Origin of the sequence: Actinomyces sp. AC-20-1, assembly GCF_023369555.1 — a bacterium.
In the GTDB taxonomy this organism is placed as follows: Bacteria; Actinomycetota; Actinomycetes; order Actinomycetales; family Actinomycetaceae; genus Actinomyces.
Map to the genome: position 1 here is coordinate 47,242 of NZ_JACJVC010000008.1, position 24,795 is coordinate 72,036.

Annotated in this window: 23 protein-coding genes; 4 read left to right on the forward strand and 19 right to left on the reverse strand. The window is 71.6% G+C overall.

Translation table 11 applies throughout. The features are described 5' to 3' along the window. Positions 1-106 precede the first annotated feature (106 nt). A complete protein-coding gene (gene purL, locus H6X67_RS06415) occupies positions 107-2,494 on the reverse strand; it encodes a phosphoribosylformylglycinamidine synthase subunit PurL (protein WP_249367978.1) in 2,388 nt (795 codons plus the stop codon). 152 nt (positions 2,495-2,646) lie between these two features. On the opposite strand from purL, the gene H6X67_RS06420 reads away from it, so the two are divergent. After that, the gene (locus H6X67_RS06420) at positions 2,647-4,071 is read left to right on the forward strand and encodes a glycosyltransferase (RefSeq protein ID WP_249367976.1); all 1,425 of its coding nucleotides are present in this window, start codon (positions 2,647-2,649) and stop codon (positions 4,069-4,071) included. Positions 4,072-4,697: 626 nt separating this feature from the next. On the opposite strand, the gene purQ is transcribed toward H6X67_RS06420, so the two are convergent. From purQ to purD, 5 genes are all read right to left on the reverse strand, one after another. Then, a complete protein-coding gene (gene purQ, locus H6X67_RS06425; protein WP_249367974.1) occupies positions 4,698-5,396 on the reverse strand; it encodes a phosphoribosylformylglycinamidine synthase subunit PurQ in 699 nt (232 codons plus the stop codon). Then, positions 5,396-5,653, reverse strand: coding sequence for a phosphoribosylformylglycinamidine synthase subunit PurS (purS, locus tag H6X67_RS06430; protein WP_249367972.1), 258 nt, complete (start codon positions 5,651-5,653; stop codon positions 5,396-5,398). Before purS ends, purQ begins: the two co-directional genes overlap by 1 nt. A gap of 75 nt (positions 5,654-5,728) precedes the next feature. Beyond that, the gene (locus H6X67_RS06435) at positions 5,729-6,643 is read right to left on the reverse strand and encodes a phosphoribosylaminoimidazolesuccinocarboxamide synthase (RefSeq protein ID WP_249367970.1); all 915 of its coding nucleotides are present in this window, start codon (positions 6,641-6,643) and stop codon (positions 5,729-5,731) included. Positions 6,644-6,724: 81 nt separating this feature from the next. Beyond that, positions 6,725-7,024, reverse strand: coding sequence for a hypothetical protein (locus H6X67_RS06440; protein WP_249367968.1), 300 nt, complete (start codon positions 7,022-7,024; stop codon positions 6,725-6,727). A 213-nt stretch (positions 7,025-7,237) separates the two neighbouring features. Continuing rightward, positions 7,238-8,503, reverse strand: a complete 1,266-nt coding sequence (gene purD, locus H6X67_RS06445; RefSeq protein WP_249367966.1) for a phosphoribosylamine--glycine ligase — start codon at positions 8,501-8,503, stop codon at positions 7,238-7,240. A 257-nt stretch (positions 8,504-8,760) separates the two neighbouring features. Between purD and H6X67_RS06450 the strand changes: the two genes are divergently transcribed. Next, complete coding sequence (locus H6X67_RS06450) at positions 8,761-9,648, forward strand: endonuclease domain-containing protein (protein ID WP_249367964.1); 888 nt, start codon at positions 8,761-8,763, stop codon at positions 9,646-9,648. A 165-nt stretch (positions 9,649-9,813) separates the two neighbouring features. Here H6X67_RS06450 and H6X67_RS06455 read toward each other — a convergent pair whose 3' ends face one another. After that, a complete protein-coding gene (locus H6X67_RS06455) occupies positions 9,814-11,658 on the reverse strand; it encodes a phosphoenolpyruvate carboxykinase (GTP) (RefSeq protein ID WP_249367962.1) in 1,845 nt (614 codons plus the stop codon). Between the two features lie 182 nt (positions 11,659-11,840). On the opposite strand from H6X67_RS06455, the gene H6X67_RS06460 reads away from it, so the two are divergent. Both H6X67_RS06460 and H6X67_RS06465 read left to right on the forward strand, forming a co-directional pair. Continuing rightward, complete coding sequence (locus tag H6X67_RS06460; protein ID WP_249367960.1) at positions 11,841-12,596, forward strand: LppM family (lipo)protein; 756 nt, start codon at positions 11,841-11,843, stop codon at positions 12,594-12,596. A gap of 105 nt (positions 12,597-12,701) precedes the next feature. Beyond that, complete coding sequence (locus tag H6X67_RS06465; protein ID WP_249367958.1) at positions 12,702-13,679, forward strand: LppM family (lipo)protein; 978 nt, start codon at positions 12,702-12,704, stop codon at positions 13,677-13,679. A gap of 220 nt (positions 13,680-13,899) precedes the next feature. On the opposite strand, the gene H6X67_RS06470 is transcribed toward H6X67_RS06465, so the two are convergent. The 12 genes from H6X67_RS06470 to H6X67_RS06525 form a co-directional block, all read right to left on the reverse strand. Then, complete coding sequence (locus tag H6X67_RS06470; protein ID WP_249367956.1) at positions 13,900-15,186, reverse strand: adenylosuccinate synthase; 1,287 nt, start codon at positions 15,184-15,186, stop codon at positions 13,900-13,902. Between the two features lie 223 nt (positions 15,187-15,409). Further along, positions 15,410-16,465 (reverse strand): class II fructose-bisphosphate aldolase, encoded by a 1,056-nt coding sequence (gene fbaA / locus H6X67_RS06475; RefSeq protein WP_249367953.1) that lies wholly within the window; start codon positions 16,463-16,465, stop codon positions 15,410-15,412. Between the two features lie 114 nt (positions 16,466-16,579). After that, complete coding sequence (locus H6X67_RS06480; protein WP_249367952.1) at positions 16,580-17,272, reverse strand: TrmH family RNA methyltransferase; 693 nt, start codon at positions 17,270-17,272, stop codon at positions 16,580-16,582. After that, positions 17,265-17,798 carry a hypothetical protein gene (locus H6X67_RS06485; RefSeq protein WP_249367950.1) on the reverse strand — a complete coding sequence of 178 codons (534 nt, stop codon included), beginning with the start codon at positions 17,796-17,798 and terminating at the stop codon, positions 17,265-17,267. The genes H6X67_RS06480 and H6X67_RS06485 overlap by 8 nt, the downstream gene beginning before the upstream one ends. Before the next feature lie 69 nt (positions 17,799-17,867). Then, positions 17,868-18,605, reverse strand: coding sequence for an ImmA/IrrE family metallo-endopeptidase (locus tag H6X67_RS06490; RefSeq protein WP_249367948.1), 738 nt, complete (start codon positions 18,603-18,605; stop codon positions 17,868-17,870). Further along, positions 18,602-18,937, reverse strand: a complete 336-nt coding sequence (locus tag H6X67_RS06495; protein ID WP_249367946.1) for a helix-turn-helix transcriptional regulator — start codon at positions 18,935-18,937, stop codon at positions 18,602-18,604. Before H6X67_RS06495 ends, H6X67_RS06490 begins: the two co-directional genes overlap by 4 nt. A 140-nt stretch (positions 18,938-19,077) precedes the next feature. Beyond that, the gene (gene pyrE, locus H6X67_RS06500; protein WP_249367944.1) at positions 19,078-19,647 is read right to left on the reverse strand and encodes an orotate phosphoribosyltransferase; all 570 of its coding nucleotides are present in this window, start codon (positions 19,645-19,647) and stop codon (positions 19,078-19,080) included. Between the two features lie 49 nt (positions 19,648-19,696). Next, positions 19,697-20,194 (reverse strand): thiol peroxidase, encoded by a 498-nt coding sequence (gene tpx, locus H6X67_RS06505; protein WP_249367942.1) that lies wholly within the window; start codon positions 20,192-20,194, stop codon positions 19,697-19,699. Positions 20,195-20,256: 62 nt separating this feature from the next. Further along, positions 20,257-21,093 (reverse strand): SDR family NAD(P)-dependent oxidoreductase, encoded by an 837-nt coding sequence (locus H6X67_RS06510; protein WP_249367940.1) that lies wholly within the window; start codon positions 21,091-21,093, stop codon positions 20,257-20,259. Positions 21,094-21,179: 86 nt separating this feature from the next. After that, complete coding sequence (locus tag H6X67_RS06515; RefSeq protein WP_396121335.1) at positions 21,180-22,133, reverse strand: carbohydrate ABC transporter permease; 954 nt, start codon at positions 22,131-22,133, stop codon at positions 21,180-21,182. Positions 22,134-22,147: 14 nt separating this feature from the next. After that, complete coding sequence (locus tag H6X67_RS06520; protein WP_249367938.1) at positions 22,148-23,080, reverse strand: carbohydrate ABC transporter permease; 933 nt, start codon at positions 23,078-23,080, stop codon at positions 22,148-22,150. A 222-nt stretch (positions 23,081-23,302) separates the two neighbouring features. Next, positions 23,303-24,625 carry an ABC transporter substrate-binding protein gene (locus H6X67_RS06525; RefSeq protein ID WP_249375314.1) on the reverse strand — a complete coding sequence of 441 codons (1,323 nt, stop codon included), beginning with the start codon at positions 24,623-24,625 and terminating at the stop codon, positions 23,303-23,305. Positions 24,626-24,795 lie beyond the last annotated feature (170 nt).

Genomic DNA, 24,795 nt, shown 5'->3' on the forward strand with positions numbered 1-24,795 from the left:
TACCGTTTGCAGCCTTTCTACGCTACCGTTTGCGGGCGTTCGACGCTACCGTTTGCCGGCAGCCGTCCCGGCTCCCGCACCCTGGTCCCACGGCCCGCCGCGAGGCTCAGAACAGCGCCGGCAGCGTGGCCTCGACACCCTCGCGCAGGTCGGCGAGGTCGAGCATGAGCGGGCGGCCGGAGCCGCCGTCGGCCAGCAGGTCCGTGCCGGAGACGACGAGCATGTCCCCGCCGGTGGTGCCGATGCGGGCCCACGGCACGCCCTCGGCACCCGCAGCGGCCTCCACCACCGGCACGGCGGCCTCGTGGACGGCCACGAGCACGCGCGCCCCGGACTCGGAGAACAGGGCGGTGAAGTCGTCCACGCCGTCGCGGCTCTCGATGGGCGCCAGGTCCACGCTCGCGCCCACGCCGTGACGCAGCACGGCGTCGACGAGGCTCTGGACGAGACCGCCGGCGGACAGGTCGTGGGCCGCGCGCACGAGCCTCGTGCCCTCGGGCAGGTCCGCCTCGCTCAGCGCCACGAGGACGCGGCCCAGGGCCATCTCCGCCTCCAGGTCCACCTTCGGGGGCAGGCCGCCGAGGTGGTCGTGGACCACGCGCGTCCAGGCCGAGCCGTCCAGCTCGTCGGCGGTGGCGCCCAGGGCGATGATGGCCAGGCCCTCCTCGAACCAGCCCGACGGGTTGGCGCGGCGCACGTCGTCCATGACGCCCAGGACGCCGACGACCGGTGTCGGGTTGATGGAGGAGTCGATGAGACCCTTGACCTTGCCGTGCGAGTTGTACAGGGAGACGTTGCCGCCGGTGACCGGCACGCCCATCTGCCGGCAGGCGTCGGCCAGGCCGGTGATGGCCTCGACGAGCTGCCACATGGCGTCCGGGTCCTCCGGGGAGCCGAAGTTGAGGCAGTCGGTCACCGCCCGGGGCGTCGCGCCGACGGTGCAGACGTTGCGGTAGGACTCGGCCAGGGCCTGGGCGGCCCCGGTGGCCGGGTCGAGCTTGGTGAAACGCCCGTTGGCGTCCGTGGAGATGGCCACGCCGCGGCCGGTGGCCTCGTCGACGCGGATGACGCCGGCGTCGTCGGGCTGGGCCAGGGCGGTGTCACCGCGCACGAAGCGGTCGTACTGGTTGGTGACCCAGGCGCTGGAGGCCTGGTTGACGCTGGTGACGACGGCGACGGCCTGCTCGGCGAGCTCGGTGGCGGTGGCGGGGCGGGCCAGACGGTCGGAGGAGTCCGCGTTGAGCGCGTCCTGCCAGGCGGGGCGGGCGTAGGGGCGGTCATAGGTGGGGCCCTCGTGGGCGACGGTGCGGGGGTCGACGTCGACGATGCGCTCACCGAAGTGGTCGATGGTGAGGCGGCCGGAGCCGTTGACCTCGCCGATGACGGCGGCCTCGACGTCCCACTTGTCGATGACGGCCATGAAGTCGTCGAGCCTGTCGGGGGCGACGACGGCCATCATGCGCTCCTGGGACTCGCTCATGAGGATCTCGCCGGCGGTGAGGGAGGGGTCGCGCAGGAGGACCTTCTCGAGGTCGACGTGCATGCCGCCGTCGCCGTTGGAGGCCAGCTCGCTGGTGGCGCAGGAGATGCCGGCGGCGCCGAGGTCCTGGATGCCGAGGACGAGGTCGGCGGCGAACAGGTCGAGGCAGCACTCGATGAGGACCTTCTCCATGAAGGGGTCGCCGACCTGCACGCTGGGGCGCTTGGCGGGCATGCCGTCCTCGAAGGACTCCGAGGCGAGGATGGAGGCGCCGCCGATGCCGTCGCCGCCGGTGCGGGCGCCGAAGAGCACCACCTTGTTGCCGGCGCCGGAGGCGTTGGCCAGGTGGATGGCGTCGTGTCGCAGCACGCCCACGCACAGGGCGTTGACGAGGGGGTTCTCCTGGTAGGAGGGGTCGAACTCGGTCTCGCCGCCGATGTTGGGCAGGCCCAGGCAGTTGCCGTAGCCGCCGACGCCGGCGACGACGCCGTGCACGACCCGGGCGGTGTCCGGGTGGTCGACGGCGCCGAAGCGCAGCTGGTCCATGACGGCGACGGGGCGCGCCCCCATGGAGATGATGTCGCGCACGATGCCGCCGACGCCGGTGGCGGCACCCTGGTAGGGCTCGACGAAGCTGGGGTGGTTGTGGGACTCGACCTTGTAGGTCACGGCCCAGCCGTCGCCGATGTCGACGACGCCGGCGTTCTCGCCCATGCCGACGAGCAGGTGCTCGCGCATCTCGGGGGTCACCTTGGCGCCGAACTGCTTGAGGTGGATCTTGGAGGACTTGTAGGAGCAGTGCTCGGACCACATGACGGAGTACATGGCGAGCTCGGCGTTGGTGGGGCGGCGGCCCAGGAGCTCCTTGATGGAGGCGTACTCGTCGTCCTTGAGACCGAGCTCGCGGTAGGGCATCTCCTGGTCGGGGGTCGCGGCGGCGTCCTGGACCGTGTCCGGGTGCTCGACCGGGCGGAGGCTGTCGACGTCGGGGGTCTTCGCGGGCTCGAGTGCCATGCGGCTGCTCCTGTGGGCGGGTGAAGGGAGTGGGCCGCCTCAGAGGATACCCGGGCTCCGGCCGGGCGGGCCCACCGGGCGGGCGTGCGCCACGGGCCCAACACACCCCTGAAAGTGCTGCGTGTCACAGTCAAACAGGGCAGGATTCCGGCATGAGAACCATCGACGTCGCCCCACTCCCCCTGTCGGACCTCGAGAGCCACCTCGACGAGGTCGCCGCCCGCCGGCTGCACGACGGCGTCGAGGCCGCCCACGCCCTCCTCGACAGCCGCACCGTCTGGACCATCACGCCGTCGGCCGCCGCCTCCTCCGGCCCCGCCGAGACCGTCGCGCCGCTCGTGGGCTACGCCCGGGGCCTGGGCATCGACGCCCGCTGGCTGGCGCTCGACGCCCCCGCCGAGTTCGTCACCCTCGCCACGCGCCTCAACGACTTCCTGCACGGCACGAGCGGCGACGGCGGCAAGCTGGGGGACAAGCAGCGCGACCTGTACGAGCACGTCCTGGCCTCCAACGCGGACAACGTCATCGAGGACGTGCGCGAGGGCGATGTCGTCATCCTCCACGACCCGGCTACGGCGGGCCTGACCGAGGCCTTCACTCGCGCGGGCGCGACCGTCCTGTGGCGCCTGCACGCCGGTGTGGCCGACGCCGGTGAGGCCGGCCAGCACGCCTGGGCCTTCCTGGACGGCTACCTGGAGGAGGCCGACCTCATCATCGCCTCGCGGCCGGAGTACCTGCCCCCCTACGTCGAGGAGGAGCGCACGGCCGTCATCGCCCCCTCCGTCAACCCGGACTCGCCGAAGAACCGGGTCCTCGACCTCGACGAGGCCCGCTCGGTGGTGCGCCTGGCCGGGTACGTGGCCGGTCAGGCGCCCTTCGACGCCGTCCCCTTCATCCGTGAGGACGGGCGCCCCGACGCCTTCCGGGGGCTGGCCGAGGAGGACGCCTTCGGTCTCGACGCGCCCGTGCCGGAGGGCGCCCGGACGATCACGCAGGTCCAGCGCTGGGACCGCCTCAAGGGCGGCAAGGAGCTGCTGGACGCCTTCGCGGCGCACATCGGCGTGCTGCCGGCGGACGCGCACCTCGTCATCGCGGGGCCGGTGCCGGACCCGGAGCGCGAGCCGGCGGCGGTCGCCGTCCTGGAGGAGATCATGGAGCGGCTGGCCACGCTGCCGGAGTCGACGGCGGCCCGGGTGCACCTGCTGGGGATCCCGAGCACGGACCGCGAGGTCAACGCCACCATCGTCAACGCCCTGCAGCGCGTGAGCACGGTGGTGACGCAGCGCTCGCTGGTCGAGGCCTTCGGCCTGACGGTGGCGGAGGCGATGTGGAAGAAGGCGCCGGTGGTGGCCTCCGCCGTCGGCGGCATCCAGGAGCAGGTGGAGGACGGTGTCACGGGCTCGCTGGTGCCGGCGGACGACGACCTCGCGTGGGCGACGGCGGCGGCCGACCTGCTGCTGTTCACGGAGCGGGCGCAGGAGATGGGTGACGCGGCCCACGAGGCGGTGCGTCGCCGCTACCTGCCGGACCGTCACCTCATCGAGGTGGTGGACGCGATCGCCCGGGCGCTGGGGTAGTCGCCGGGGCTCCGGGACGATGGTGGGCTGGGTCCTTGGGCCCAGCCCACCGTGCTGCTCGGAGGACTTCTCTCGGGGGTCGCGTCCCGACGGCGAGGGGCGGGTTGCCGGGGACACGAACCCGGGTTATCCACAGCATGGGTCCACAGCCTTGTGCACACGGTGGGGGGAGTGACGGGATGACGCCGTTCTCCCTGTGGCTACCCGAGGACACCCCTCTCGCAGCGTCGGCAGGAGGGGCCCCGGGGCGCGCCGCCCGCCGTTCAAGCCGTGTAGCAGCCCGTCCGAGAGCGCGTCAAATCGTTGAGATCCCAACGATTCCCTGGGACACCTTCATCTGGGCACCCACAGTCATCAGCGTCATTCCGCGGCAAACACAGGCTCCGCGCAGGACGGCCCCCGGGCCGGCCCCACGTCCCTCCGCACAGGTGAGTCGCACCCGACATGTCCACAGCCCCACCGGATTATCCACAAGTCCCAGTCCCGGGCGCGCCCTCGCGCTGAGCTCGTGGAAGCAGGCACCCGCCCCGTAGGACCCCTGCCCCGGGCGCGCCCTCGCGCCGCCCCGTGGCAGCAGCAGGCGGCGCCACCCTGAGGATGACGCCGCCGCGCGGGCCCTGGGCCCCTCAGGCCCCCACCAGCATGCTGATCGCCGACTGGAACAGCCTCAGTCCGTCCGTGCCCGTGCGCGGGCCCGCCTCGGAGTCCGGCCCGAAGCCCGGCTCCACCGCGTGCTCCGGGTGGGGCATGAGACCCACGACGTTGCCGCGCGCGTTGCGCACGCCGGCGATGTCGTTGACCGAGCCGTTCGGGTTGAGGCCCACGTAGCGGAACACCACGTGCCCCTCCCCCTCGAGGCGCTCGACCTCCTCCGGGGAGGCGATGAAGTTGCCCTCACCGTTCTTCAGCGGGACGGTGATCTCCTCACCCTCCTCGAACAGGCCGGTCCACGCCGTCGACACCGACTCCACCCGCAGGCACTGCTCCCGGCACAGGAAGCGCTGGTGGTCGTTGCGGATGAGCGCGCCCGGCAGCAGGTGCGCCTCAGCGAGGACCTGGAAGCCGTTGCAGATGCCCAGCACGGGCATGCCCTTGCCCGCGGCCTCGATGACCTCGTCCATCACCGGCGCGAAGCGGGCGATCGCGCCGCAGCGCAGGTAGTCGCCGTAGGAGAAGCCACCGGGCACCACGACGGCGTCGACCCCGCGAAGGTCCGCGTCCTTGTGCCACAGCGAGACGGGCTCGGCCCCGGCCAGGCGCACCGCGCGCAGGGCGTCGACGTCGTCCAGCGTGCCGGGGAAGGTGATGACGCCGATGCGGGCCATCAGGCCTCCTCGTCGTCGGCCCGCACGGACACGACGTCCTCGATGATCGGGTTCGACAGGAGCGTGGCGGCGGCCTCGGAGGCGGCGGCCAGGTGCTCGTCGGTCACCGGCCCCTCAACCGTCAGCTCGAAGCGGCGGCCCTGGCGGACAGCGGTGAACTGGTCGAACCCGAGCCGCGGGAGGCTTCCCACGACGGCCTTGCCCTGAGGGTCAAGGATCTCGGGCTTGGGCATGACCTCGACGACGATGCGTCCCATCGGTCCTCCTGGTGACGGGGTGGGAACAGGAAGGTGCAGGGCAAGACTACCCGGCGCCGCGCGGCGGGCCCGACCTCACAGGGCGAGCGGCGCGCCCGTCAGGCGCTCGTAGGCCTCCAGGTAGCGCTCGCGCGTGCGCTCGACCACCTGCTCCGGCAGCGCCGGCGGCGCCTCGCCCGAGGCCCGGTCCCAGCCCGAGGCCGGGCCGGTGAGCCAGTCGCGCACGTACTGCTTGTCGAAGGACGGCGTCACCCGCCCCTCGACCCACTCATCCGCGGGCCAGAACCGGGAGGAGTCCGGGGTCAGCACCTCGTCGCCCAGCACCAGGGCGCCGTCCGCGCCCGCACCCAGCTCGAGCTTCGTGTCCGCCAGGATGATGCCGCGCTCGTGCGCGACCTCGGCCGCCCGCGAGTAGAGGGCGAGCGTCACCTCCCGCAGGGCCCTCGCCGTCGGCTCACCGACCATCTCGACCACCCGCTCGAAGGAGACGTTCTCGTCGTGGTCGCCCAGCTCCGCCTTCGCCGCCGGGGTGAAGACCGGCTGTGGCAGGCGCGAGGCCTCCACCAGGCCCTCGGGCAGGCTCACGCCGCACACCGACCGCGAGGCCTGGTACTCCACCAGCCCGGAACCGGTGAGGTAGCCGCGGGCCACGCACTCCACCGGGTACATGTCCAGGCGGCGGCACACCATCGCCCGGCCCGCCACCTCGGCGGGCACGTCCGTGACCGAGACCATGTGGTTCTCCACGACGTCCGCCAGCTGCTCGAACCACCAGGCGGACAGCGCCGTGAGCACCTTGCCCTTGTCCGGCACCGGGGTGGACAGGACGAAGTCGTAGGCGCTGACGCGGTCCGAGGCGACGACGAGGAGCACGTCCTGGCCGGCCCAGGGGCCGCCGTCGGGGGCGTAGACGTCACGGACCTTCCCGGAGGACACGTGGGTCCAGCCGGCGAGCACGGGGGCGGGAGGGATGACGGGGGCGAGGCTCATGGGCACATCGTGCCACCCGGGCAGCCCGACGGACGCGGCGCCCGCCCGGCGCACCCCGCCTCACGGGTCGCACGCCAGCCCTCAGGGCTCCTCCCGAGCCGCCAGCGACACCACCACGCCGCTGCGCGGGTACCACGTGAGCAGGACATCGGCCTCCCCCTCCAGGCCGTGGCACAGGGCAGCCGGGTCCGCGCCGACCTGCGCGGAGTAGACGTCCAGCCACTCCAGCCGCTGCTCCTGCGCGGGCAGCCGCAGGGTGAGGTAGTCGTAACGCCTGCGCGGGACGAGGTTGGGCAGGTCGTCATAGCGGCAGGCGACGGCGAGAGTCTGCGGGCCGTCGGCGAGGTCGGACGTGTAGTCCTCGACCCGGTCAACGCTCACGGCCAGGGCTGCCAACGGTGCGGCGGTGCACGCGACGATGAGGGCAACCCCGCCGGCGAGGCGCGCCGCGCGCCGCCCTGGAGACGTCGCGCTCGTAGGTTGTGGGCGTGCGGGGAATGTAGGGGACCCAGCCGTAGAGCGATCCCGTTAGCACCCCGTCCGGGTGGCGATCCGGGTCGGGGATGTACCCGTAGCCCTCGCTCATGGCACCGCTCAGCGGCCGGCGGCGATGTCCGTGCGGTACTGGGCACCCTCGAGGTGGATGCGCGAGACGGCCTCGTAGGCGCGGGCACGGGCCTGCTCGACGTCGTCCCCCAGGGCGACGACGGACAGGACGCGCCCGCCCGTGGCCACGAGCTCGCCGTCGTCACTCAGTCCCGTGCCGGCGTGCAGGACGTGGACGCCCGCAACGGCCTCGGCGGCCTCGATCCCCGTGATGACACCGCCGGTGGTGACCGTGCCCGGGTAGCCGGGGGCCGCGAGGACGATGTCCACGGCCGCCTGCTCGGACCAGGTGGGGGGCTCGACCTCGTGGAGCCTGCCGGTCGCGCAGGCGAGCAGCAGCTCGGGCAGTGAGGAGGTCAGGCGCGCGAGCACGGCCTGGGTCTCCGGGTCGCCGAAGCGCACGTTGAACTCCACGACGCGCAGGCCCTGAGCCGTCAGGGCGAGGCCGCAGTACAGCAGGCCCGTGAAGGGGGTTCCGCGGCGGGCCATCTCGTCCACGACTGGCTGGGCGACCTCGCGCACGACCTGCTCGCCCAGGTCCTCGGGCGCCCACGTCAGGGGCGTGTAGGCGCCCATGCCACCGGTGTTGGGGCCGGCGTCGCCGTCGGCCAGGCGCTTGAAGTCCTGGGCGGGGGCCAGCGGCCGCACGGTGGCCCCGTCGCACACGCAGAACAGGGAGACCTCCGGGCCGTCGAGGAAGTCCTCGACCACGACGCGCCCACCCTCCTTGCCCAGGCAGGCCAGGCCGTGCGCCAGGGCCGCCTCGCGGTCCGAGGTGACGACGACGCCCTTGCCGGCGGCCAGGCCGTCGTCCTTGACGACGTGGGGGGCGCCGAAGCGGTCCAGTGCCGCCTCGAGCTCCTCGCGGGTCGCGCACACCGCGGCCTCGGCCGTGGGCACGCCCGCCGCCTCCATGACCTCCTTGGCGAAGGCCTTGGAGCCCTCGAGGCGGGCCGCCTCGGCGCCGGGTCCGAAGACGGGCACGCCCGCCTCGCGCAGAGCGTCGGCGACACCCGCGACGAGCGGGGCCTCCGGGCCGATGACGACGAGGTCGGCCTGCATCTCCCGGGCGAGGGGGACGACGTCCTCGGCGGAGGCGGGGTCGGCCTTGATGGTGGTGGCGGTGCCGGTGGGCAGAGCGACGGTGGCGATGCCGGGGTTGCCGGGGACGGCGACGAGCTCGGAGGCGGCGGGGGCGAGGGCACGGGCGAGGGCGTGCTCGCGCGCGCCGGAGCCCAGGAGCAGGATCTTCACGGTGGCAGCGTAGCGGGCCGGTGTCACGATCCAGGCCATTGGGGCCGGGGCACCCGCCAGAGGCCGGGCCCAATCGCAGCATCCTGCGGCTGCGGCTGGCAGCGCCCCGGTGCCGGGCGGGCAATGGCCTGGATCGTGACAGCCCGGGCCGTCCTCGGGCTCCACAGGCCCGGCCCGCAGGCCGCTCACGGGCGCGCGTCCACAGCAGCAGCCCCGCACCGTTGCCGCCCGGACGCGCCTGCGCTGCGATCACCCGTATGAGACACGACCTCATTGACCGCGTCCGCCTCGCCGGCGGCGCCTCGCGCGTGCGGGACCTGCGCCTCAGCCGCACCGAGAGACGTCGGCTGGACCTCCTCATCGCGCAGCACGAGCTGCTCCCGCACCCCCACGGCACGGTGAGCCTGCCCGGCACGCACCCGGCGGTCACCCTCGCCCGGGTCCACGGGGGCTTCCTCTCCTGCACGGTCGCCGCACGCGCGCACGGGCTCGAGGTGCCCTCCTGGTGCCGGGGCGCCGACCACGTCATCGTCCCTCATGGACGCGGTTTCCCACCCGTGGCGGGCGAGCACGTGCACGTCTCGAGGCGGGTGCCGCGCCCGCCGAACGACCGCCCTCCGCTCCTGCCCCTCGAGGAGACGCTCGCCCACCTGCTCATGTGCACCCGCGTCTCCACCCTCGAGGCGCTGTGCCCGGTGGACCAGGCCCTGCACGAGAGGCGGGTGAGCGTCGAGCAGCTCCGGGCGGCGCTCGGGCGGGGACGCGGCAGCGCCCTGGGGCGCCGGCGGCTGGCACTGGCGAGCGGGCGCTGCCGCTCACCGCTGGAGACCTCGGTGCGGCTCGACCTCATTGGTGCGGGGCTCAGGCACCGCGACGGCGTTCCGGTCCGCGGGGTCGGGGAGGTCGACTTCATCGTGGAGGGGGTCATCGTCCTGGAGACGGACGGCGCGTCCTACCACTCGGAGCCGGAGCAGTTCGCCCGGGACCGGTGGCGCGACCGCCAGCTGACGAGGCTCGGCTACCGTCCGATGCGCTTCACGCGCCAGGAGGTCATCTCCCACCGGGTGGTGGAGGACGTGCGGGCGGTGCTGCGGCGCATCGCGCAGGAGCGTCACCACCCAGGTGTCACGATCCAGGCCATTTGAGCAGGGGAACCCACCAGAGGGCGGGCACAACCGCGCAGTCCTGCGGCTTCGGCCCACAGCACCCCGGTGCCGGCCGGGCAATGGCCTGGATCGTGACAGCCCCCGGCGCACGCGACAGGGCCCCCGGCGAACCGGGGGCCCTGTCACTCAGGCGGCTGAGGCGGCTCAGGCCTTGGCGGCCGCGATGCGCTCGCGGAACTTGGCGAGCTCCTCACGGATCGCCGCGGGGACCTTGTCACCGAACTTGGCGAAGTACTGCTCGGTGTCGTCCATCTCGGCGGCCCAGGCGTCCGGGTCGATGTCGTACATCTTGGCCCAGTCCTCCTCGGTCACGTCCGTGCCCTCGAGGTTGAAGTCCTCGCGCTTGGGGTAGATGCCCGTGACGCCCTCGACGCCCTCGACCTCGCCGGAGGCGCGGCGCACGATCCAGTCCAGGACGCGCGAGTTGTCGCCGTAGCCCGGCCAGAGGAACTTGCCGTCCTCGTCCTTGCGGAACCAGTTGACCTGGTAGACCTTCGGGAAGCTCTCGCCCAGCTGCTCCTGGACCTCGAGCCAGTGGCCCCAGTAGTCGGCCATGTTGTAGCCGCAGAAGGGCAGCATGGCGAAGGGGTCGTGGCGCAGGGAGCCGGCCTTGACGTCCGTGGCGGCGGCGGTGACCTCGGAGGCCACGGAGGCGCCGATGAACACGCCGTGGGCGGGCGAGTACTGCTCGGCGACGAGCGGCACGTTGGTGGCGCGGCGGCCACCGAAGAGGATCGCGTCGATGGCGACGCCCTCAGGAGCCTCCCAGTCGGGGCAGATGATCGGGCACTGCGCGGCCGGGGTGGTGAAGCGCGAGTTCGGGTGCGCGGCCTTCTTGCCCTCGGCGGCGTCCGCCTTGGTGAAGTCGTTGCCGTGCCAGTCGATGAGGTGCTCGGGCTGCTCGGCGTCGATGCCCTCCCACCACACGTCGCCGTCGTCCGTGAGGGCGACGTTCGTGAAGATGGTGTTGGCCTTCATGGTCTCCATGGCCATCGGGTTCGTCTTGTAGGACGTGCCCGGGGCGACGCCGAAGAAGCCGGCCTCGGGGTTGATGGCGCGCAGGCGGCCGTCCTCGCCCTGACGCATCCAGGCGATGTCGTCACCGACGGTCTCGACCTTGTAGCCCTCGATGGTGGGCTCGAGCATGGCGAGGTTGGTCTTGCCGCAGGCCGAGGGGAAGGCGGCGGTGACGTGGTACTGCTTGCCGGACTTCTCGTCGGTCAGGCGCAGGATGAGCATGTGCTCGGCCATCCAGCTGTCGCGGCGGGCCATCGTGGAGGCGATGCGCAGCGCGTAGCACTTCTTGCCGAGCAGGGCGTTGCCGCCGTAGCCGGAGCCGTAGGACCAGATCTCGTTGGTCTCGGGGAAGTGGGTGATGTACTTCTCCTCGTTGCACGGCCAGGTGGTGTCCTCCTGACCGGGGGCGAGGGGGGCGCCGACGGAGTGGACGGCGGGGACCCACGGACGGCCCTCGTTGATGAGGTCCATCGCCTTGGTGCCGATGCGCGCCATGATGCGCATGTTGACGACGACGTAGGGGGAGTCGGTGATCTCGATGCCCAGCTGGGAGATCGGGCCGCCGAGGGGGCCCATCGAGAAGGGGATGATGTACATCGTGCGGCCGGCGTAGGTGCCGTCGAACTTCTCGTTGAGGATGGCCTTCATCTCGGCCGGGTCGTACCAGTTGTTGGTGGGACCCGCGTCCTCCTCCTTCTCGGAGCAGATGTAGGTGCGGGACTCCACGCGGGCCACGTCGCTCGGCAGGGAGCGGGCCAGGAAGGAGTTCGGGCGCTTCTCGGGGTTGAGGCGGGTGAACATGCCCGACTCGACCATCTCGGAGGTGAGGCGGTCCCACTCCTCGTCGGTGCCGTCAGTGAAGTAGACCTTCTCCGGCTTGCCGAGCTCGGCGATGCGGATCGCGAACTCGATAACGTCCTCGGGAGCGTTGGCGGGCGCCGCAGCGCGAACGTCCTGGGCGGTCACAGTCATGTGTGAGTCCCTTCCTTGGATTCTTGACTCTGGTGGTCAGGTCCCATCCTCTCTCAGATGGGTGCGGCTTTCACCTCCACTTAGGTCCCTAAGAGCGAAATCGGCACCGGCCCGCCGCGTGGTCTCCATCACAGGACGGGAGGTCGTCGTTCCCCGGCTCCCGGCACCGCTAGCGTCGTCCCGTGCCCGACCTTCACCACCGCCCCTCGCCTCGCCCCATCCGCCTGCTCGCCGCGACTGGGCTGCTCGCGGCCGTCCTGGCGGGATGTACCGCGCACATGGACATGACGCTGAGCGAGAACGGCACCTACGACGTCGTCCTCGACATGCGCGACTCGACCGGCACCGTCCTGACCGCGGACACCGACTGCGCCGACTACGCCGACCCCGCGCTCGTGGGCGCCTCCGAGGGAGCGAGCGTCACCTCCCGGCCGGTCGGGTCGGCCGATGAGGCGGGCGGCGTCGGCTGCGAGGTGACGATCAGCGGAGTCGCGGTCCCCGAGGCCTCCGCCGTTGGCGCGTCGCCGGACGGCTCCGCCCCGCTGGTGGTGCGCGACGGCGAGCTCTACGTCGTGGACCTGTCCGCGCTCCAGGGCCTCTCCGGGTCCGACGCCGCCGCCAGTGACGGTGCACCGTCGCTGGCGGGGGTGGTGGACGCCCGCGTCACCCTCACCTTCCCCGGTGCCGTGGTCGAGTCGGGTGGTGGTCTCGTCGAGGGCACGAGCGTCACCTGGTCCGACGCCGACGTCCTCTCCTCCGGTGTCTCCGCCTCCGGTCACGCCAGCCCCGGCGCCGGCCTGAGCGCCTGGGACAGGTACTGGGGCTGGGCCGTCGGCGCCGTGGCAGTGGCCGGCGCCGCCGTCGGGGCGGCCGCCTGGCGCCGGTGGTCGGGAGCCCGGTCCGGGGCGCTCGACCTCCTGAGGCCCGGCCGCGTGTGACGCCTCCGGGAGGCTGCGAGCGGCGGGACGCGCGCACCTGGCCGGCGGCGCCCGTACCCGCCCACTCCCCTCTCCTGTCACGACACGTACCAGTAGACTCCGTGCATGAGCACCCACTCCCTGCGGCGCCGTCTGGCAGCGCTAGCCATCCTCCCCATGGTCCTCGCGATGAGCGCCTGCGGTCTGAAGTACGACGTCACCATCCACGAGGGGGAGACGGTCGACTTCTCCTTCCTCGCGTGGGGCAGCGAGGTCACCGAGGACTCGTGCGACGACGAGAGCACCATGAGCGACTCCGGCTACGAGATGACCTCGACCTTCACCGAGCATGACGGGCAGCCGGCCTGCCAGTCCGTCGCCAAGGACCTGCCACTGTCCGAGGTCAACTCCGAGGGCTCCCCGCTCCAGGTCACGCACAAGGGAGACCTCTACCTCGTCAGCTTCGAGGCGGGCGACACCAGCAGCCAGGTGGACAGTTACGAGGAGCTGGCCGGCGAGGAGTTCTCGGACTTCGAGGCCACCCTCACCATGACCTTCCCGGGCAAGGTCACCCAGGCCTCGGGCAACGCCGAGATCTCGGGCAACACCGTCACCTGGAACCTCATGGAGGAGAGCGGCACGCTGCACGCCGAGGGCAAGGACTCCGCCGGGCTGCCGCTCACGTGGATCATCGGCATCCTCGTCGGGGTGCTGGCCGTGGCCGGCGTCATCGTCGGCGTCGTGCTGGTCTCGCGCAAGAAGAAGGCTCCCGCCGGCGCCGTTCCCGCGTACCCGGCCCAGGGCTACGCGCCGCAGTACGGCCAGCCGGGCCAGCAGCCCCAGGCCCCGCAGGGCTACGGTCAGCCGGGTCAGCAGTACGGCCAGCCTGCGCAGGGCTACGGCCAGCCGGGCGCGCAGCCGGCGCCTCAGTCCTTCGCCCCCCAGCAGCCCGGTCAGGCGCCTCAGGGTTACGGCCAGCCCAGCCAGCAGGCAGCGCCGCCGTCCTTCGCCCCCCAGCAGCCCGAGCAGCCCTCCCAGGGTTACGGGCAGGCACCCCAGGGCTACGGCCAGAGCGCTCAGCCCGGCAGCCCCGACGGCCAGTAGCCGAACGTCCCTCGTCCCGCCGCTGCCGGCCTCACGCACGGGCTGTGTCCAGCCCGAGTCCGGCCGCGCCCGTCCCACCTCCCACTGAGAGCCACAGCCCCCTCGGTCAAGGACAACGCATGAGAGCCTGGACAACCCGGTGGCATCAACCAGGTTGTCCAGGCTCCGTCACGTTGTCCTGGCGCGGACGGGCCGGTGCGGCCAGACCGGCGCTGGCCCGTCAGCCGATGAGGCTGTGCCGCGAGATCGTCGCCTCGCGGCCCGCACCCACACCGATCGCGCTGATGCGCGTGCGCGCCAGCTCCTCGATGCGCAGCACGTACCTCTGGGCGTTGACCGGCAGGTCCTCGAAGCGGCGCACGCCCGTGATGTCCTCGCTCCAGCCCGGAAGCTCCTCGTAGACCGGCCGGGCGTGGTGGAACCCCGTCTGCGTCAGCGGCATCTCCTCCACGCGCTCGCCGTCCACCTCGTAGGCCACGCACACGGGAATCGTCTCGTGGCCGGTGAGCACGTCGAGCTTGGTCATCACCAGGTCCGTCAGGCCGTTGACCCTGCAGGCGTAGCGGGTGACGACGGCGTCGTGCCAGCCGCAGCGGCGCGCCCGCCCGGTCGTCACCCCGTACTCACCGCCCTCCTCACGCAGCCGGTCGCCCATCTCGTCGAGCAGCTCCGTGGGGAAGGGCCCCTCTCCCACGCGGGTCGTGTACGCCTTGACGACGCCGACCACCGAGTCGATGCGCGTGGGGCCCACACCGGTGCCGGTGCAGGCTCCGCCCGCTGTCGGGCTCGAGGAGGTGACGAAGGGGTAGGTGCCGTGGTCGATGTCGAGCATCGTCGCCTGGCCGGCCTCGAACAGGACCGTCTGGCCGGCGTCGAGGGCGTCGTTGAGGACGAGTGAGCAGTCGATGACCATGGGCCGCACGCGCTCGGCGTAGGACAGCAGGTCGTCGGCGACCGCCTCGGGGTCCACGGCGTCGGTCCCCAGGATCTTGGTGAGGACCCCGTTCTTCTGGTCGAGGGCGCTGCGGACCTTCTGGCGCAGGATCGACTCGTCGAAGAGGTCCTGCACGCGCAGGCCCACGCGGTTCATCTTGTCCGCGTAGGTCGGGCCGATGCCGCGCCCGGTGGTGCCGAGCTGGCGGTCGCCGAGGTAGCGCTCCGTGGCCTGGTCCATGATGCGGTTGTAGGAGGGGATGAGGTGGGCGTTGGCGGAGATGCGCAGGTTGGAGGCGTCCTTGCCGCGGGACTCGATCTCGGCGATCTCGGCGAACAGGACCTCGAGGTCGACGACGACTCCGTTGCCGATGACCGGGGTGACGCCCGGGGTGAGCACGCCGGCGGGAAGCAGGTGGAAGGCGAACTTCTCGCCGTCGATGACCACGGTGTGGCCGGCGTTGTTACCGCCGTTGAACTTCACGACGTAGTCGACGTCCTGACCGAGCTGGTCAGTGGCCTTTCCCTTGCCCTCATCGCCCCACTGGGCACCGACGACAACAACCGCAGGCATGGCTGCTCCCTTGCTTGGTGATGGCGCGACGGCGCGCACGCCGTCGGCCAGCCTACCGGAGCACGACGACGGCGGCCCGGTCCGTCCCGGCCCTCGGCAGGCGCCCCGTCCCACCGCGGAGCCCGTCAGGCACGGCGCCGCCCCGGCGCTCCACGAGCGCCGGGGCGGCGGTGATGACTGAGCAGCCGCCGTCGGCCCTCAACGGGCCGGGCGGGAGCCGGGCTCAGTGCTGCTTGGAGGCGGAGCCGACGGAGCCCAGGCGCTCGCAGGCCTCGACGACGCGGGCGGCCATGCCCTTCTCGGCGGCCTTGCCCCAGGCGCGCGGGTCGTAGGCCTTCTTGTTGCCGACCTCGCCGTCGATCTTGAGCACGCCGTCGTAGTTCTTGAGCATGTGGTCGACGACCGGGCGCGTGAAGGCGTACTGGGTGTCGGTGTCCACGTTCATCTTGATGACGCCGTTGCGCACGGCCGTGGCGATCTCCTCGGCGGTGGAGCCGGAGCCGCCGTGCATGACGAGGTCGAAGGGGGTCTTCTTGTCGCCGACCTTGGTGGCCAGGCGGTCACCGAGGCGCTGGGCGACCTCGGCCTGGATCTCGCCCAGGAGCTCGGGCTTGAGCTTGACGTGGCCGGGCTTGTAGGCGCCGTGCACGTTGCCGAAGGTGAGGGCGGTGGTGTAGCGGCCGTTCTCGCCCAGGCCCAGGGCCTCGACGGCGGCCCAGGCGTCGTCCGCCGTGGTGTAGAGGTTGGCGTTCTCGTCGCCCTTGATGCCGTCCTCCTCGCCGCCGACGGCGCCGATCTCGATCTCGAGGATGGTGTTGGCCTGCTTGGACAGGGCGAGCAGCTCGACGGCGATGCGGATGTTCTCCTCGAGGGTCTCGGCGGAGCCGTCCCACATGTGGGACTGGAAGGCGGTGGGCTCACCGCGCTTGGCCTGCTCGACCTCGATCTCGAGCAGCGGGCGCAGCCACGGGTCGATCATGCCCTTGGGGCAGTGGTCGGTGTGGAGCGCGAAGGTGATGGGGTACAGGCCCTCGATCGCGTAGGCGTACGCGGACATGGCGAGAGAGCCCTTGACCTTGTCGCCGCGGGAGGAGCCGGACCAGTAGGCGGCGCCACCGTTGGAGACCTGGATGATGCCGTCGGACTCGGCCTCGGCGAAGCCCTGGAGGGCGGCGGAGAGGGTCTGGGACGAAGTCACGTTGATCGCGGGGATGGCGTAGCCGCCAGCCTTCGCGCGGTCGAGCATGTCGGCGTAGGACTCCGGGGTTGCAATGGCCACTGTGTGCCTCCTGAGTGTCAAAGTGCAGTGGTGCGTGCCGATTCTCCCACGGAACGCACCCGGCGGGTACCGGATCATGGTCCCGGGGCGCAGGCGCCCGGGCGGCCCGGGCGCTCAGTCCGGCGCCGGGCCCGCGTGCTGCAGGACCCACATGTGCATGGCGATGGCGCCCGCGGCCGCCACGTTGATCGAGCGCGTCGACCCGTACTGGCCGATCCGCAGCAGCCGTGACGCCCCCGCGAGCATCTCCTCGCTCAGGCCCGCCCCCTCCGAGCCCAGCACCAGCAGGCAGCGCTCGGGCAGCACCTGGGACTCAAGGGGCTGGGAACCGGGGCCGTTGTCGATGGCGATGACCTCGTAGCCCTCGGCGGCCGCCCACTCGAGCAGCCCGGAGGGCTCGGGGTGGTGGCGCACGTCCAGGTACCTGTTGGTGACCATGGCGCCGCGCTTGTTCCACCGGCGCCGGCCGACGACGTGCACGGCCCCGACGTTGAAGGCGTTCGCACTGCGCACGATGGAGCCGATGTTGAGGTCCTGGCTGACGTTCTCGACGGCGACGTGCAGGGCGTGGGCGCGGGCGGCCAGGTCCTCCCGCACGGCCTCGGTCCTCCAGTAGCGGTAGCGGTCGACGACGTTGCGCCGGTCGCCGTCGCGCAGGAGCGCCGGGTCGTAGCGGGGGTCCTGCGGCCAGGCGGTCTCTCCCCCGGGCCAGGGCCCGACCCCCACCTCGCGCACGTCCGCCGGCCGGTCCTCCTCCGGGGGCAGGCCGGCCCAGTGGTCGCGAGACTCCCGGTGGGCCTCAGCCACGACGCCCCTGCCCCACGATGTCTCGCTTTGCCCACAGCCTCTCAACCAGGCGGTCGTAGCCCGTCGGGTCGGCGGGGCGCACGTGTCGGCTGTTCCTCCTCAAGACGTTGAGGTCCTCGTGCGCCTGCCTCCGGTCGATCTTCCCCATGACCTCGAAGTAGGCCAGAAGATCGACGGTTCCCAGGCAGAGGGACACCGCCGCCTCCTCTCGAGCCCGTTGCCGTGCCCCGCCGTCATCGGACATGAAGACAGCGCCGAAGAGATCGGGGCGATGGGAGATGACGACAAGTGTCTCGGCCTCACCCCGGTGCCTGTTCGGTGGGTCCCCCGGTCGGCGCATCGTGGTGAGCAGCGCCTCGATATCGGTGTGCTCGCTGTCCTGCGGGTGGATCACAGCACCGCAGGTTCCCCGCACCGCCGCGTCCGCGTGGTGGAGCGAGAGCTCGTCCCGGCTCTGGCGCCACTCCCACTCGATGGTGGCGCACCAGCGGCCTCGTCCCTGCACGAAGGCGCTCAGATGGTCCACGTGCCCCAGGAGGGCCATGTTGATGAGGACCGTGTTGTCAGGGAAGAAGAAGGGGCGAGGGGACACGGATCAGACCAGCCCGTCCAACAGCTCGACGTCGAGCTCGTGGGCCTCGTCCACCTCACTGTTCTCCGGGTAGTCCTCCGACACCGGCAGGCCGAGCACCCAGGACAGTGACGCGCGGGGGGCACGCCCGTCCGCGACCGCACGGCGAAGGTCGGTCACGACCCGTTCTGGGAACCGACGGCGGGCGGAGTACTCCATGCGCGCGGTCACCGCCGCTGGGGGCGCGACCGCCGGCGCCAACGAGGCTCGCAGCAGCGTCTCGGTGGGCATGGCAAGGGCCGATCGCACCTCGTCGCCGGGCACGATCCTCAGGACCCTCAGTCTGATCTCCAGGGCCTGGGTGGAGACTCCGAGGTCCCAGACGAGCTGGGCGAGCGTCGAGGCCTGCGCCCTCGGCCAGTCGATGGCACGGATGATCTCCGCCGGCATGAGCAGCTCGGCTGCGAAGGAGTTGGCCGCGTTCTCGGCCGGCTTGCCGTTCCGCGAGGGCGCACCCTCGACCAGCAGGTGGCCGAGCTCGTGGGCGAGAGTGAAATTGCTTCGGAACCAGCGGTCTGTCGCGGCCAGCACGATGACCTTGTGACCACCGAGCGTCAGCGAGTACCCGTCCCCCGTCAGTGGGACGACGATGACCTCGACTCCGAGGGCGTCCTCAGCCCGCTCGTAGAAGCGTGAGATGAAGCCCTCCCCCATGGCGGCGCGTGCCTGCGCCGCCGCCTGCTGGATGCGCGTGCCCGTCACGCCGGCTGCGCCTGCCGGTAGACCAGGGCGATGTCCTCAAGCACCTGCATGTCGGCGCTGGGGTCGCAGGAGTACGTTCCCGTCGGGCGGTCGTAGCTGTGCCTCGCCGCCAGACGGACCTCGAAGGGATCCGCCTCACCAGTGACGAGCCAGTGCATCGTCACGTCGAGGTGCTTGGCGATGAGGGCCGCCTCGATGGAGGACAAGGAGCGCGAGCCGGCAACCACCTTGGACATTGCGGACTCGCTCAGTCCGACGGCGTGAGCGAGGGCCGCCTGCGTCTGGCGGCGTTCGGCCAATACCTCTTTGATGCGCGCGCCGATGGTTGCCATGCCCCTCAGCATACGAGCAGGTTTCGATAATCGAAAGATTCTCAGTCGGAGTCGCCCACCACATCACCCAGGGGACACCAACCCGCGCGAGCGGCCGACGCGAACGTCCCCACGAGCAGGAACCTGCGGAGCCGCGCCCGCTACTCCAGGCCGAGGTCGGTCAGGCCGAGCGCGGCGTGGTAGGGCAGGCCGGCGGCCTCGATGCGCTCGCGGGCACCGGTGGCACGGTCGACGATGACGGCGACGGCGAGGACCTCGGCACCCGCCTCGCGCAGGGCCTCGACGGCCTCGAGCGGGGAGCCACCGGTGGTGGAGGTGTCCTCGAGGACGACGACTCGGCGCCCCTCGACGCCGGGACCCTCGACACGGCGCCTCATGCCGTGGTCCTTGGCCGCCTTGCGCACGACGAAGGCGTCGAGCTCGAGGCCGCGGGAGGCGGCGGCGTGGAGCATGGCGGTGGCCACCGGGTCCGCCCCCATGGTGAGGCCGCCGACGGCGTCGACCACGTCGGTGCCGAGCCCGGCCTCCTCGAGCATGTCGATCATGACGTGGCCGATGAGGGGGGCGGCCTCGTGGTGGAGGGTGGCGCGGCGCATGTCGACGTAGAAGTCGGACTCGAGCCCGGAGGCCAGGGTGACCTTGCCGCGCACGACGGCGAGGTCGGAGACGAGCTGGGCGAGGCGGGCGCGCTGAGGGTCGTTGGTGCTCACCGCACCAGGCTAGGCGATCGACGACGGCGCGCGCCGCCCGGGACCCCGCTCAGCCGAGAACAGCCAGGGCGGCGTCGTAGTCCGGCTCGTCGGCGACCTCGGCGACCTGCTCGCTGTGCAGCACGACGCCGTCGGCCCCGATGACCACGACCGCGCGCGAGAGCAGCCCGGCCAGCGGCCCGTCGGCCATGGTGACGCCGTAGTCCTCACCGAAGCCGGAGCGGAAGGCGGAGGCGGTCACGACGTCGTCCAGCCCCTCGGCCCCGCAGAAGCGTGCCTGGGCGAAGGGCAGGTCCTTGCTCACGCACAGGACGGTCGTGTTGTCCAGCGAGGAGGCCCGCTTGTTGAACTCGCGCACCGACTGGGCGCACACGCCCGTGTCGACCGACGGGAAGATCGAGACGACGACGCGGCGGCCGGCCAGCGACTGGCTGGTGACCTCGGCCAGGTCCGCGCCGACGAGCGTGAAGGCGGGGGCGGTCGAGCCGACGGCGGGCAGCTTGCCGACGGTGGAGACGGGGACGCCATGGAAGATGATGGAAGCCATGGGCCGATGGTCCTATGTGTGGCTCGCTCCCCACCAGAGGACTCGTCCCAGAGCGAAACCCCTCAGTAGCGGGTGCGCGCCGTGGCGTGCCCGGCGACCCGCCGCACCAGCCAGCGGGGGCTGACCCGCAGCAGCGCGTTGACCGCCCGGTAGCGCGCCGACGGCGTGCAGATGACCTGGCCGCGGCGCACCGCCGCCAGCGCCTCGCGCGCGACGTCGTCGGCGTCGAGCCACGCGGGACCGGGCCACGACTCCTCCGCGATGCCCGCGCGATGGTGGAAGTCCGAGCGGGTCAGGCCCGGGTTGAGCACGGTGGCGCTCACGCCGGAGCCGCGCAGCTCGGAGGCGAGGGCCTCGGTGAAGGTCCGCACCCACGCCTTGTGGGCCGCGTAGGTGCCCATCGCGGTCAGCGCCGTCACGCTCGCGACGTTGAGCACCGCCCCGTGCCCGCGCGCCACCATCCCCGGCACCGCCGCGTGGGTGAGCTCGAGCACCGCCGCCACCATGACGTCGAGCGCCCGGCGCTCCTGGGCGAGGTCCCCGCCGACGAGCTCCTGGCCGACGGCGAAGCCCGCGTTGTTGACCAGCAGGTCCACCGGCCGGCGGGCCACGTCCTGCTCCGTGTGGGGCCGGCTCACCTGCGGGGCGCTGCTGCGCACGCCGTCGGGCAGGCCCACCCTCAGGCGCTCGGCGACCCGCTCGCGCCCCTCGGGGGTGGACAGGTCCGCGGTCAGGACCTGCACCCCGACCCCCGCGCGCTGGTGGAGCTCGTGGGCGGCCTCCTGCAGGCGCTCAGTGGAGCGGGCGACGAGGACGAGGTCGTGATGGCCGACGGCGAGCTCGCGGGCCAGGGCGAGGCCGATGCCGCTGGTGGCGCCGGTGACGAGTGCGGTTCCCATGGGCTGAAGGGTATCGGCGGGCAGGCGGCGGCGCCCGCCACCTCCCCATGTAGTGACGGGCGCCGCCTGGATGAGTCCCTGCGCCCTCAGCCCTTGACCGCGCCGGCGGCGAGGCCGGCCTGCCAGAAGCGCTGGAGGAACAGGAAGAGGACGATGAGCGGCAGGACGCCGAAGAGCGCTCCCTGCAGCACGGCGCCGTACACCGGGTCGAAGTACGACATCATGCCGTACAGGCCCAGGGTCACGGGCTTGAGCTCGGTGTTGTTCGTGACCATCATGAGCGGCAGGAGGAAGTTGTTCCACGTCGCCACGAAGATGAACAGGAAGATCGTCACCATGGCGGGCGCGAGCAGGCGCAGCACCATCGTGAAGAAGATGCGGAACTCGCCGGCGCCGTCGATGCGGGCGGCCTCGAGCAGCTCGTCGGGCACCGAGCTCGAGGAGTACATCGTGCCGAGGAAGACGCCGAAGGGGCTCACGCAGGAGGGGATGATGATGGACCACACCGTGTCCGTCAGCCCCAGGGTGTGCATGACGATGTACAGGGGGATCGTCAGCAGGGAGATCGGCAGGAGCAGGCCCACCATGACGGTGCCGGAGAGGATGTTGGCCCCGCGGAAGCGGAACTTGCTCATGCCGTAGCCGGCCATCACCGAGATGAGGGTGCCGACGACGCCCGCGACGGTGGAGTAGAGCAGGGAGTTGCCCACCCAGCGCCAGAACATGTTGCCGGTCCAGCCCATGAGGGCGGTGTAGTTCTGGGCCGCGGAGTTCTCGGCGAACCAGAAGCCGTTGGACGTGAGCATGTCCGGGTTGGACTTCGTCGCGTTGATGACGACCCAGTAGATCGGGAAGGCGAAGTAGAGCAGGACGAGGACCATGCCGACCCATGTGACCGCCTTCGCCGTGCGGCTCGGCTCGAGGGACTGGGCGTGGTCGGAGGTGGAGGGGTAGTACACGCGCCCGTCGGGCAGCGTGGCGGTGCGTCGGCGTCGTGCGTTGGCGGCGGAGACGGATGGGGCGGCGGTGGTGGTGCTCATGTCGTCGCTGCCTCTCACTTCTGGATCCTGCGCTGGACGAGGGCGTACACGGCCGCGAGCGCGCCGGCGATGAGCGCCATGACGATGGAGATCGCGGAGGCCGTGTGCGGGTCGCCGGGCGAGACCATCATGGTGTTGTAGGCCATCATCATCGGGGTGTAGTTGTTGCCCATCCAGGACTGGCCCGTGCTCATGACGGTCGGCTCGTTGAAGAGCTGGATGGTGCCGATGATGGACAGCAGGACGGTGAGCAGGGCGGCGCCGGAGACCATGGGGACCTTGATCCTCGTGGCGATCTGGAAGCCGGAGGCGCCGTCGAGGCGGGCGGCCTCGTACAGCTCCTGTGGGATGGCCTGCAGGGCGGCGAGGAAGACGAGCATGTTGTAGCCGGTGAAGGTCCACGTCGTCATGTTGGCCATGGAGGCGAGGATGACGTTCTTGCTGAAGAAGCTGATCCCCAGCCAGTCGGACAGCGGGGACAGCTGCGGGCTGTAGAGGTAGAGCCACACCATGGCGGCGACGACGCCGGGGATCGCGTAGGGCAGGAAGTAGCCCAGCCGGAAGATGGTGACGCGCTTGACGAGGTAGGAGTCCAGCAGGAGGGCGAGCACGAGGGCCGTGAGGATCATGACCGGGATCTGGAAGGCCGCGTAGACGACGACGCGCCCGATGCCGGTCCAGAAGGCCCCGTTGGTGACGACGGCGGCGAAGTTGTCGAGGCCGACGAAGCTCGTGACGGTCTCCCCGCCTCCGTACAGGCCGCCGCCGGAGACCTTGGTCTGGAAGAAGGACTGGTGGACGGACACGAGGATCGGCACGATGAAGGTGGCCGCGAAGAAGAGGGCGAAGGGTGCTGCGAAGGCCCAGCCGAACAGGTTGTTGCGTCGTTGGCGCGCCTTGATGGCGCGGAGGTTCGCGGCCGTCGGGGCGGCCGGGGCGGTGCTCATGGCGGGGCTCCTCGGTGGTGGTGGTGCCCGGGGCGAGGGGCGACGTCGTCGTCGGGCCCGCTGCTCGCCTCGAGCCTGTGGGCGGGCCGCCCGGGCGGCGGTCCGGTCCTCGTGGTGGCCACTGCCCGCGGCCGGGACCTGGACGAGAGCGTCCGGTCCCGGCCCGGGGCGGCCCGGCTGGGCGCTGAGGCGGCGATCGAGGGCCTCAGCGCCCGGGCAGGGTCACTTCGCGACGGTGAGGCCGGCGGACTCCAGGGAGCTGACGGCCTCCTCCTGCGCGGCGGAGAAGACGTCGGCGACCTTGGCGGAGCCGGTGGCGACCTCGCCGCCCTTGGTGTTGAGGACGGCGACGACGGAGGTCCACGTCGGGGAGTAGGGGAAGTCCTCGTTCATGGTGTCGTTGGCCTCGGCGAGGAAGCCGTAGACGTCCTGGCCGCCCCAGAGCTTGACCATGGACTCGGGGGTCTTGGGCTTCTCGGTGGTGGCGGCGACGACGAGGCCCTGGGAGACGAGGTCAGCGACCTGGGTGTTGAACCAGTTGGCGAACCTCAGGGCCTCGGCCTTGTGCTGGCAGCCCTTGATGACGGCGACGGCGGAGCCGCCGTCGGAGCCGGTGACCTGCTTGTCGCCGAACTTGGGCAGGTAGGTGACCTGCCACTGGCTCTCCTCGACGCCGAGGTCGCCGAGCATGAAGGCGGGCTCCCAGGCGGCGGCGACGGTGCCGATGAGGGTGCCGTCGGTGAGCTTGGCGCCCCAGTCGTCGCCCCAGCGGCCGTCGGACAGGACGAGCGCGAGGCCCTCGTCGATGAGCTCCTGGTGGATGGCGGCGACCTTGGCGGTGACCTCGGAGTCGATGTCGACCTTCCAGGCGTCGCCCTCGGCGGAGAACCAGGTGGCGCCGGCGGCGGCGGCCTGGCCGGACATCATGTAGGCGGTCTCGTCGGACTGCCAGGTGGTGATGTACTTGCCGGCGGCCTTGGCGACCTTCGCGGACTCCTTGAGCTCGGCCCAGGTGGTGGGGGCGGTGATGCCGAGCTCGTCGAAGGCGGCCTTGTCGTAGACGTAGACGAGGGGGCCGGAGTCCTGGGGCAGGCCGACGACGATGTCGCCGAGCCTGCACATGCCCATGGTGCCGGCGGAGAAGTTGGCCTCGTAGCCGCCGTCGGCGATCTCCTTGGCGACGTCCTCGAGATCGCCGGCGATCCACTCGGAGCCGATCTCGGCGTAGCCGACCTGGGCGAGGTCGGGGGCGTCGCCGGACTGGACGGCCTGGTGGATCTTGGCGTAGGACTCGTCGGCCTTGCCGTCGAACTTGGTGGCCGTGACATGGATGCCCGGGTTCTCCTCGTTCCAGCGGGCGACGATGTCGTCGACCTTGGTCATGCCCTCGCCGTCGGGCAGGCGGTGCCAGTAGGTGATCTCGACCACGTCTCCGGAGTCGGCCATCGTGTCGGAGCCGGAGCCGCAGGCGGCCAGGGTGGCCAGCGTCGCGGCGGCGAGGCCGCCGCCGAGGACCTGGCGACGGGTAGCAGTGGTGGCCTTCATGGGGAACCTTCCTGTGTTCATGGGACGCGCATCCTTGCGCGCATCCACTCGGCGCTGAGGTGAGCGCCGGCGTCGGAATTGAATGTATGACATCGGTTGTCTGACGCGCAAGCCATTTCTTCGAATCCCGAAATATTTGATGGCTCACGTCTCCCGGCCCCGCCTGCCCA